We start from the raw sequence: 10,604 nt of genomic DNA, 5'->3' as shown, positions 1-10,604 counted from the left end.
ATCAATGGTATAATATTCTTTAATTTTTTTACAATTGATCTTTCTGGCGGATCGCTATTCTCTGCAGTACTTTGGCGACATAAGTTCCTGTAATAAGCCTGTAAAACAAACAAGCCATCAGATGGGTTGAGTGTTCGACTCTTCTTGCGTAGAACATCACTCGGGGTCGTGTTGAGCCATTCAATAAAATCAGCTGACTTTAAAATAACCTCAGCATTTGGATCGAGCCTATTTAGCTCATTCATATATTCTTTTGTTCTAAGGTTATTGGTTTTTTTAACACTTTCCTTGCGCAATAATGAAGAGTCACTTTCACTAAATGTTGTTACACTTTCTCGTCGTTTTACTGTCTTATCCCTAACCATTTCAACATTTTTTATTTCTCCCCCATTACTTGTAACCCAACCAGGCTCATTTTTGAATTTTTCGTAATCTATTCGACTTTGTCCATCAATAGTTGCGTTGTAACCAGCGTAAAAAGAGTTCTCCTTCTGGATATAGTATATTTCCAGATCATCCAACTGTTCTGCTGGACATTCTTCTAAGATCTCAAACCTAAACTGTCTAGGTCCTAATTTGGCCCAATCATCAACCAAAGCGGCATTACTATGGAATCCTTTACTTAATGCATGAATATGAGCCTGCCATCTAACACCTATATTTGTTGACTGCCCGATATAAGTCTTACTATTTTTACAGCGAATGCGATATATGCCACATAATGACTTTGCGTTTTGGATAGCAGCATAATGATCTTGAGAATAAAATGCAGGCTTCTTTTGACGTGTTAGCTGACGAGGTGAATGTCGCGGCTTGGACTGTTGAGCAGGTTTTGTATATGTGGACAACTGAATCCGAAATATATCCTGTTTTTTTCTTGGGGATATTTTCGATAATTCTGCGAGATACTTCCGACCAGCATCTAATATAGGTGTTAGTCGAGCCGCTGCTTCTTTTTTCGGTATATAGCCAATATGCGACCCATTTACAATGACTGCAATAGCATTTTTATCATATGGATTATTAGGTTCTCTTTTCAATATAACCGAATCACCAACGGAACAATTTTTATAAAACTGACTATCAAGGCCTCTATATTGGGTACCATTCACTCTAATAATTTCATTTATATAATGATTCATAATGAAACTCTCAGATTAACAAGCTTAATTTTCACTGTGCTCAACTAAAAAAACTAATAATTTAATTCAGGAGTATCTAAGTGCCACTTTTGCATTAAACGTGTCACAGTGTGCTGCCACTTTGGTGTTGTCGGTTTGCAAACTGTATTCTGATTACCGAACAAACCAACCTCACTCCATGCTTGAGACGTAGGAAAAGAGACAATCCAGCGAACTGGCACAAGATATTCGGCCGATTCTTCGTCATCGCCGATTTCTCTATGAATCTGTGGATACTCACTAACAGACGTAATATCTACTAGTCGCCGGTCTCCATGGTCCGTCCTTACCAAGAAAGCATCACTGCGGCAGCGCTCACCAGTAACTTCCGCAACTCCCACATAACCTGTCTTCGGTATATTCACCCAAACTCTATCTCCCTCGGAAAGCATAGCGAGGGTTTTAGAATACCAAGCAGCACCGCCACCCGCTATAAAACCATAGCGACGAGCTAGTTCCCAAGGTCGATTATCGCCAAACGAGGCATAGAACTCTCCATTCCATGGTTCCTTTCGCGCTTTTTTCACACTCGTCTGAGGAGTTTTATCTGGATCAATCATCCAAGCTCGGCTTAGATATTGATTACCTAGATCTTCGAACGCAGCAAAAAACATTGCGTTGATCGACAGCTGCGCATGTTCATTTAAATAGTTAATGATGCGCTCACTACTCGTATCTAACTGAGTTGCCACAATCACCAATTCATGGTTCTCATTCAAACTGACACTGTCCAATGTGATACCAAATTTATCTTCAAATGCTTCTTCGAGAGAAGCATGCGGCCTCTGGTAACTTTTAGCAAAACGCTGGTAGATCTCGATCAACTGATAATCAGCCAAGGTAACAACCCAAGACGCATAATCAATCGCTTGAGCAACAACATCTCGAGATGTCTTATCACGCTTGAGTTCGATGACGATAACCGTGCCATTGGCGTCAATTGCTAAAAGATCGATATACTTATCAAAGTCTGTTCGCACCTGTCGACCAATAAGCAACCAGTCTTGGCTAAGAATTGATATATCTTTCATTATTTGATCTTCCAACATCCCTTCATCCGCAAGCCCTTGAGGCTTTAGCTTCTCCGGTTTGTCGCCAAGCTTCCATATCCCCTGCTCAATAGTCATTTATATTTTCCTTAAATCTTATTAATTTTCTGCGGGCGAATCTGCGTCTCAAATTCATCTATCAAAGCAATTTTCTCTATCAGCTTTTCTTTGATGAACGCGTAATCAAATTTGCCGATACGGACCTGGTAGCAGCGATAAGTGTTGTTTTCTTCATTCCACGGCTGCTCGGTGTCTTCTTTGCAAAAATGCGCATCTGCGATGTTACGTCGCTCGTTATTTGTAATCTGTGCAGAGTAGAAATTGATCACAAATGGCTTTTTTTCACGCCCATCAAGATAAAGCACGATATCCGATTGAACCACCCAATTAACACCGGCGAAGCGAATAGCCGGGTATCCATGCCAGTTATCAAGGGTGGGTTTCAGCTCTGGTTTTACCGCGTTTTGCAGATCGTGCAGTAAAGCACTCTGCAGCGACTTAATTGCTTTTTCTTGCAGCGTTTCTGCCGCTTTAAAGTCAGCTAGGTGATTCACTACAAAGCGGACACTTTCGTGATCAAGAGTGGGTTGATCCATCACGTTCTCCAAATGTAAAACGAATTCTCGCAGAAAAATCGACCATTTATTCAATGGATGTTGCAGGAAGTGATCAGCGAGTTTTGCTTTGATGGCTGACGTGAAGGTGCGGTAGCTAATACCAATCCAGTTCGGTCTTGCTACCTCACCGGTTGGCGATAGAACAACATACAGCGGCTTTTTGTCGCCAATGCGGGGGTCGTTTTTGTTGTCCTTGACGAACCGTTCATACTCATCAAACGGGTTATTCTGCTGGTGAAAAATCTTATTTTCTATGACCATCACCCAATTTTGGCTCTGCAGCACTAAGTCAATGCGCTTTCCTGACGCTGTCACCACTTCCCGTTTTGGACTTCGAACCAGTGTTGTATCTAGCCCACTGCATGTTTCCGAGCAGCTAAACAATGCTTTTAAGACCAACGAGCCGAAGCCATGCACTTCGCTCGTATCTAAGAAAAAAGCGAGTAGGTCTGTTGTAGGATTCTCGTAATATCCTCGACTGCCAACATCAAAGATTGTTTTCTCGCTCTCATAGAGCGCAGGCAGCGCTTTTATCTCTTTCAATAAAGCTTTAACGCGATCATAAGGGGCTGTTTCCATACTCAACCTATGTTGGTTTCCGTTCATTTTTTTACCCGACGGCTCAACTGCCTATGTACTCTTCGTCGTCTAAACGCTTTGAGAATGCCACCAGCTCGGCGTGTAGATCATCGCTTAAGCATTGGTGGTCAACGTATTTAGGAAAAATCATATCGAGTTTCAGTTTTTTAAACTCGGGATGCTCCGATAGTATTTCTATATACTGCTCCAACCGGTTTTCTGGCGTCGACTCCCGCTGCAACTGCTTTTTGAGTAGCTGACGAAACTTATCAACAGCGTCAGGAGAGTCACAAATATCCTCATGTTCATCAACGTAAAGCTCCTCGAACAACACATCTGCAAGCTGTTTCTGGCTCCAACCTAACGCTTCCAGAATATACCGAATTTGTTTTTGCTTTTGGCTTGTCCCCATTTGTCCCTACCCAGTGCGTTATTGTTCTCTCGTCTCAGCGGAGACCCTACAGTTCATAAACGAAAAGGAAAACATTATGTCCAAACATAACGTACCAATGACCCCCGAAGCTGCTGCGCGCGTGCAAGCAGCGCAAGCCAAACAAAATGGTGGCCAGGTTGCCAAAGATTCATTCGCCGCCCGCGCACAACGCGCAGCCGCTCGCAATCAGAAACCAAACAAGTAAGGGGTAAGTAATGAACAAACCAAATTCGGCTCCAAAACCCCCTGCGAAGGGCAACCCTAATTACCCTAGCACGACTGGCAAGCCATCAGGCAAAGGCCGCGGCAATACGCCGAAGCGTTAAAACGAATGAGAGGCAGCAAACGCTGCCTCTTTTTATCTCTACGAGCAATTTCTGGCGTTTGATTTAAAGTGGTTCAAAAACAAGGTTTTATCTGATTTGTAATCCGAATACGGTACGGACTGCTCGGTTTTTTGCAGCGCACAGAGACAGACATCTCGTTTAGTCTCGTACCGACTTACTGAGATCATATTCTTTGACGAATTAGCGCACGTATCGACGATGGCATACTCAACAGCTAACGGATACCGGTCTTCTTCAAAAGCGGCATCAGCCTTATATCCACCAAAGGCACCAAGAAGTAATGCAGTGCCAGCAGACATAAGTTGGCGCTTGCTCAGTTTGAGATCGGTAAAGCTCTTCTCACATTTATTGCATTGGATGTTTTCCGTAAGCTCGATCTCATTGTCGGTGTTGCAATGAGGGCATTCAATATTCATGAAAGCTAGTTCACCTCATGTTGTTGTGTTGATTGATAATCGCCGGAGTCTAATAGTGTTTAACAGCAAGCCAAGATCCGGGTTATGTTTATGCGACTCTTTTCTCGCGCCCTCGCACCAGTGCGCTTCACTGCCGCTCAAAATAGTATCGTTAACTCACACCAAGAGCCTTAAACACCGCATCGACCGGATCTGCATAGAAACTAATCTGGAATTTTGAGAACAATTCAGCAGGAACGGTGGGAATATCAGAGGCGGAAGCCATCGGTAACAAAACACGCTTTGCGCCACTATCCATCGCCAATTGGAGACTGCCCGGAAGATCCTGTACAGGATTGACGACACCACCCAGTGTCATCTCACCTAGAACTATCATTTGCTCTTGAATCGGTCGGTTCATCAGTATTGAACAGAAAGCAATCAATGCAGCGAGCGATGACTTTGTACTTGGCCCCGTATTGTGGAGCTCAACAACATGGAGGTGATACTCATGCTCAGAAAACTTCGCCGACGCACTGATTCTATTCAGGTTACCTTTGAAATAATCAAAGCCAACACGCACAGCTTCTTTTGCTGCGGTATTCGAACCAAGACCCGAGACGGAATGCTTACCAGAGCCTGCCATCATCTGAGTTTCGTAACGGTATAAGCCGAGTTGTCCTGAGCTTCCTTGGGCAACCAAATGCACAACTCCGGCGCGAGGTAAACCTTCGGGAATCAGCTTGCTGCCACCTTGTTCCGGTACATTGACAAAGAACTCTTCTAACGACTCATTATCAATGTAGCTAAAATGCACATCAAAAAACTCCATACCGCCAAGCTTTTTCAATTGCTCTTTAACGCGGCGCCGAGTTTCCAGCGCATAGGTCAGGCAGTCTCTCACATCATCTTTTGTGTACTGTGCGTCGGGGTGTAATAGCTTTAGCAAGCCTGAGACGGTTCTTCGCACAGCAATTACATCACGCTGATTAAGGTTATTACCGAGTTTGAAGAACTTATCGATAGCGTCTGCGAAGCTGTGTTTACGCATTTCACGCATGTATTCCGCAAGATAGTCAGTGATTAACCCGTAGCTGTTAGTGAAAAATTCAGGCCGCATTTTTGGTATTTCCCATCCAGGAATATAAGAATGGAAACGGTCAAAAAATGCCGTATCAATCATATCATCAGGAAAAGGTGCCAACAGGTGACTAGTCTTGACTAGCGTTTCAACACTTTGATTGATATTACCAACAAATACCATGGAAGCTTTCGCTTCAATAGAATCACGACCACGAGAAAAAGACCCTGACGCCATATAATCTTTCATTATTTGAACGCCATCTTTGTCTTTAAAGTTAATACCGGCTACTTCATCAAATGCGACAACATCCCACATGCCAACCAAGCCAACCTGGCGAGAACTCATGTTATAGAACAAATTAGCTACAGTTGTCTGTCCGCCCGAGACGAGCAAAGAGTTAGGTGAACACTCCTTGTATATATGGCTTTTACCTGTCCCTCTTGGTCCGAGCTCACAAACGTTGTAGTTATTTTCAACGAATGGAATCATGCGAGTGATAAGATGCCATTTCACCCGATGCTCTAAGTTGGTTGGCTCCATACCAACGGACCGAAGTAATACATCCATCCACTGCTCAGTATTAAAATACGCTCTGGTTGAAAATATCTCACCCATGTTCATGGACGGCATTTGGATAGGTTTTAAACTCATAATAGAGAAAGGTGAGGTTTTCTGGCCTTCCTCAAAGAAATACTGCACGGTAATAATGCACCAGATACCGCCAGTTAATAGCTTTTCGTTGTCTTGTACAATTTTGGTCGGTACAAGGGCATCCTTGATCCCTAGGTTCGATAACGCAGCCTCATAGACGTCTTTTTTCTGATTGAGCTTAACGGTGACTTTATCGATGATTTTAAACGTACCGCGTTCACGGATCAGTGACTTCACTTTCTCCGCTTCATCAGGCCGTACATAGTTCTCAGCCAAGATTTTTTTTACATTTTCTAGGCCTTGCATAACCACTTCGTCATCGTCAGACGCGCAATACATACCCAGCAAATACTCAAGCACGTAGACAGGGACATTTGCTCCCTCTTTTAGTTGTTTGGTCAGGTCTTTACGAACAACTCGCCCCTTGAAGTGGTGATTGAGCAATGCGTCTAAGTCAGCCCCTGTTGTTTGGGATGCTGGCATCTGACTCTTTTCGCTGTTGTGATTTTGTGAAAAATCAGCTGTCATATTTCACCCCTGAGCCTTAGAAAAAATCATCTTGGAATGCCAAATCAATGGTTACCGCGTATTGGCTGTAACGCGTTCTCGTTTCCGCATTTTCTAGTACTAATGTGTATTGAGCGTTCCTATCAAACTGAGAGCCGATAAGCTTTAGCCTGGCTTCGCGAGTACGCTCATCCATTACTTTACTCGCGCTATCAAAGTTGATCGTTTCACGACTAGATACTGCATTACCTTTCGCATCGACAATATAAACATCCAGTAACCGTGGGATAAAACGTTCGCCTATTGGGTCTGTCTGAATAAACCTGACTTTATCGATATTGTTGACCAACTTAATTGGTTGTGTCGCTGCAACCACACCAACCGGTTGTTTCTCGTGTTTTGCCGCTTGCGCTTTTTGCAATTCGCGAACATGGAGAACTGGAACACAGACTTCCTGTAGCATGGCTCCACCATGTACGAACCTCGCCCCACCCACAAAGTGAAACCGCTGATTGCCTTTGGGAATCATGAAATTATAATCGCCATCAGGCTCTTTCGTTCCATTAGCTGTGTTTGAAATGGAACCTTTCCAATAATTCTCATCATTAGGCAATCCTTGGCCCACGATATACCTTTTCTTTGCTTCCAACACACCAGTGGGTTTACTTGTCAGTTGAGTCTTTTCTGCGGCCAAGAGCGCTTTTTGTTGGAATAGGAAACCATGATCAGCGGTGATCACAACACGGCTTCCATTAAGTCTATTGATGACTCTACCTGCAAGATCTTTGAGCTCTTTAATAGCATTGCGACACGCTTCAAAGGTCTTCTCTTCAGTCGCAGCCTTATCACCAATTGCATCAATCGTGTCATGATAAATATAAACCACTTCTGCATCTCGAACCTTGTCTCGGCCTTCCTGATTGCTCCAGCTCATTAGTTCCTTAGAACTCACCGCCATACCACCCACTTTTTGTAAGATAGCGTTTCGGTTGTCTAAACCTTGTGACGAGATACCATCGACATAAACAGCCGTGCTTCCGCTTGCGCCAGTGGTGGAAAGCGGCTGATAACTGAGAGCTTGGTGAGGCAATAACGCTGCCATCCCAAGTTGGGTATAACTTGGCAAAACGCCCAACTGAGTAGACACCTCAGCTTTAAATCGCTTCTCGTTGTTAATGATAGCGCCAAGCTCATTCGCAATTTCAAAACGCAGCGCATCAGAGATAATGATAAATACTCGTTTTGTCTGTTTCAGACTCAATCGAGACGCTACTTCATTTTTGTAAAAATCAAACTGATTCGGGACGTCAGGTAGTTGCCATTCTTCAAGTAATTTCTCTTGGGCCAAGTGACGATCCCAGGCAAGGCCAAGCTCATATAAGTACCAGTTGGTGTAAATGCTTTCGACCTCGTCGTCGAGCTGACGCAGTATGTCTGCACCTTTACTCAATACAGAGTGCACATGCTCATTGAATAAACGGTAAGCCTGATCAAAACGGTAAATGTCCGTGGTATAGGCGTCATACATTGCCTTCGCATTATCAAAATGAAACCCGTCTACATAGCGATTTCGCAAATGCATTAACGCTTCTGCGTTACGGATAGCTTCGTAGATTGCGAAGTATTCTTTACCGTTGTTTGAATTAGGGTGTGTCCAGTGGCTAGCAAGACGTCGTGATACGATCGTCTCAAACTGAACCCGTTCTAACGCTTTACTGCTATCGAGCAAATCACGAACTAAACCACGAATTATGGCCTGCTCCACAGCTTCGAACGTTTCGCATTCGATAAGCTCAACCGGATGATACTGACCAGCACGAGTCGCAATTTCCAGCTGTTGGCTAAGTACCTTAGAGATGCTTTCGTAGTAAGCGGCGAAAGAGCGGCTGTCGCGCCAGCTCACCATAAACGCCAAAGCTGTCGCCCGGCCTGATGCGCTTTTTAGAACATTGTTAAGCAACCAATCGCGTTCAACGCCTTCAATTTGGCTCCAGAATTCAGTACAGAACAATTTCAACACGAAGTCTGAGAAGGTTGGCTCTTCGACTGTATAGCCAAAACCCTCACTCAAATATGTCCAGAGTGACGTCTCAAGATCATACTTACTTAGCTGGCTCCACACTTGTTTAAAGGCATCGGGCTGGCCAAGGCTTTCATCTTCATATAAGCCGTCAGCACCTGTGGCGGGCGCGTTTAGCGCCGTAGAATAAGCGCGCAGTAATCCAAGCAAAATGTCCGACAAAGACGCAGAATCAGCTTTTACAACCACTGCCATCATCTTCCTGTCTAACGACAGTTCGTCTTCGTTCTCCGTCACCCACTTTTTTAAACCGGCTATGCGCTGTTTATTGGCAAAAAAGCTCTGGCGCTTACGAATGTGCGTGCGAAGCGCCATTTTCGGAATACCCAGCTCATTAAGCAGCATTGAGCTGTGATCAGCAAAAAACTGCTCGCTATACAAACGCACGTCTAGCAACCAATCACGATCAGGCTCTGGCTCAGCGCTAGGGAAATAGATAAGGAATTTAGCTTCACGCTCATCCACTTCAATGCGCTTTTTCACTGCCAATACCGACTCATTGCCCATATTGAGGATGGTCAAATCATTTGGCAGTACCCTAGCAGTTATATCTGCCGCTTTATCACCTGATTCTTTTGCAAGCCCTTCTTTTTTTGCAATAGATAGAGCGTTAGCTAAATGCTCGAGCTCTTCAGTAAAGCTTTGCTCTGGGTCGTACCAAAACACAATGCGGCTTTGTTCGAGTTTGGCAGCGACGCCTTGCGCCAGTTCACTGATCTGCATTAGTTCACCTCCGGCTTTTTACCGGTAACGGCTTTAACCTCAGCCAACAGATCACCAAACTTGCCGTAATTCACTTTCACGCCATCATCGAGATCCAGTGAAATACGCATATCGGCGTAGTGTTTTAGCTTGTCATCAAACTCTCGTAGCTCGACCTGTTTCTTGATTAACGCATCCAACTCTTTCTTGAAACGGTTCGCGTCACTGGTCGAGTCTGCAGTTTCAATTTGCTTTTCAAGCTGCTCTGCATACGCATCGTATTTGCCGAGTAGCGGGGTGACATACTCGGTACGCATACGAGAAAGCGTTCCCTCATTGTAACGGTGCAGGTAAACCAGGCACTCAAAAGCCTTCTGTTTGCCTGAGCTAAACAGCCAATAAATAGGGCGTTTTTTGTAAGTCTTCAAGTGGTCTTTATAGAACTGAGTCGATAAATAACGGCGAATCGTCTCAAGCGCTGATTCAGATTTTTTCGGTTTAATGGCGTTTAGACATAGTGATTCGGCGACGAAATCCAAGTTTTCTTGCAGATGCTCATCACCCCAAACGACTTGAACAAACTCACGGAAACGATTGGTTGCATCGTCTTTGAACCATTCTTGATCGGTTAATGGAATGATACCATCTTCATCAGCTGGGAAGGTTTTGTAAGCTCCTTCTGCGACAATAATATCGAACCCATCATTTCCTGAGCTCGCATAGGTCAAACCATCGCTATCAAGAGAGTAGCGCCCCATGAAACAACCAACAGCATAAGAAACCAATTCTGTTATCGTATCACTTTGAAGCCTTAAATTTCTCTCATTGTCTGTAAGTGATGTCCCATATCGAAAAAATGGATTACAGTTAATTGATATTTCATTATAAGGGACCGTACTATCCACTTCATCTTCAACACCATATGCCTTAGAGAAAATTTGGTTATTTTCCTGCTCTAACTCCTGTACAACTTCAGTAG

8 protein-coding genes and 1 pseudogene are annotated in these 10,604 nt (G+C 44.0%); 1 reads left to right on the top strand and 8 read right to left on the bottom strand.

Translation table 11 applies throughout. From position 1 onward, the window contains the following. From BZG84_RS15670 to BZG84_RS15655, 4 genes are all read right to left on the bottom strand, one after another. Positions 1-1,142, bottom strand: a 1,142-nt coding sequence (locus tag BZG84_RS15670; protein WP_077678460.1) for an HIRAN domain-containing protein, incomplete at its 3' end; no start/stop codon positions are given. A gap of 53 nt (positions 1,143-1,195) precedes the next feature. Beyond that, a complete protein-coding gene (locus tag BZG84_RS15665) occupies positions 1,196-2,308 on the bottom strand; it encodes an endonuclease NucS domain-containing protein (protein ID WP_077678459.1) in 1,113 nt (370 codons plus the stop codon). A gap of 11 nt (positions 2,309-2,319) precedes the next feature. Then, positions 2,320-3,426, bottom strand: coding sequence for a PDDEXK-like family protein (locus BZG84_RS15660; RefSeq protein ID WP_158011509.1), 1,107 nt, complete (start codon positions 3,424-3,426; stop codon positions 2,320-2,322). 43 nt (positions 3,427-3,469) lie between these two features. Beyond that, positions 3,470-3,838 (bottom strand): elongation factor Ts, encoded by a 369-nt coding sequence (locus BZG84_RS15655; protein WP_077678457.1) that lies wholly within the window; start codon positions 3,836-3,838, stop codon positions 3,470-3,472. Between the two features lie 76 nt (positions 3,839-3,914). Here BZG84_RS15655 and BZG84_RS15650 point away from each other — a divergent pair, with 76 nt between their 5' ends. Next, positions 3,915-4,064: a hypothetical protein gene (locus BZG84_RS15650; protein WP_077678456.1), complete on the top strand. Its 150-nt coding sequence runs from the start codon at positions 3,915-3,917 to the stop codon at positions 4,062-4,064. Between the two features lie 159 nt (positions 4,065-4,223). On the opposite strand, the gene BZG84_RS15645 is transcribed toward BZG84_RS15650, so the two are convergent. From BZG84_RS15645 to BZG84_RS15630, 4 genes and pseudogenes are all read right to left on the bottom strand, one after another. Next, on the bottom strand, positions 4,224-4,622 hold the full coding sequence (locus BZG84_RS15645) for a hypothetical protein (RefSeq protein WP_077678455.1): 399 nt from the start codon (positions 4,620-4,622) through the stop codon (positions 4,224-4,226). Positions 4,623-4,773: 151 nt separating this feature from the next. Next, positions 4,774-6,819: a protease Lon-related BREX system protein BrxL gene (gene brxL / locus BZG84_RS15640; RefSeq protein ID WP_198536749.1), complete on the bottom strand. Its 2,046-nt coding sequence runs from the start codon at positions 6,817-6,819 to the stop codon at positions 4,774-4,776. A 61-nt stretch (positions 6,820-6,880) separates the two neighbouring features. Continuing rightward, complete coding sequence (gene pglZ / locus BZG84_RS15635; protein WP_077678453.1) at positions 6,881-9,646, bottom strand: BREX-1 system phosphatase PglZ type A; 2,766 nt, start codon at positions 9,644-9,646, stop codon at positions 6,881-6,883. Then, positions 9,646-10,604: pseudogene (locus BZG84_RS15630) on the bottom strand (class I SAM-dependent DNA methyltransferase); the annotation flags it as partial. The gene pglZ and the pseudogene BZG84_RS15630, both read right to left, overlap by 1 nt.

Source organism: Salinivibrio sp. PR932, assembly GCF_001996125.1.
GTDB classification, from domain to species: domain Bacteria; phylum Pseudomonadota; class Gammaproteobacteria; order Enterobacterales; family Vibrionaceae; genus Salinivibrio; species Salinivibrio proteolyticus.
Note: the sequence above shows the minus strand (reverse complement) of the source record. Positions and strands in the feature narration are given on the sequence as shown.

Bases quoted from the DNA above. Each gene is read 5' to 3' on its own strand.
- BZG84_RS15665 (WP_077678459.1), bottom strand. From the start codon at position 2,308: ATGACTATTGAGCAGGGGATATGGAAGCTTGGCGACAAACCGGAGAAG.
- BZG84_RS15660 (WP_158011509.1), bottom strand. From the start codon at position 3,426: ATGGAAACAGCCCCTTATGATCGCGTTAAAGCTTTATTGAAAGAGATA.
- BZG84_RS15655 (WP_077678457.1), bottom strand. From the start codon at position 3,838: ATGGGGACAAGCCAAAAGCAAAAACAAATTCGGTATATTCTGGAAGCG.
- BZG84_RS15650 (WP_077678456.1), top strand. From the start codon at position 3,915: ATGTCCAAACATAACGTACCAATGACCCCCGAAGCTGCTGCGCGCGTG.
- BZG84_RS15645 (WP_077678455.1), bottom strand. From the start codon at position 4,622: ATGAATATTGAATGCCCTCATTGCAACACCGACAATGAGATCGAGCTT.
- brxL (WP_198536749.1), bottom strand. From the start codon at position 6,819: ATGCCAGCATCCCAAACAACAGGGGCTGACTTAGACGCATTGCTCAAT.
- pglZ (WP_077678453.1), bottom strand. From the start codon at position 9,646: ATGCAGATCAGTGAACTGGCGCAAGGCGTCGCTGCCAAACTCGAACAA.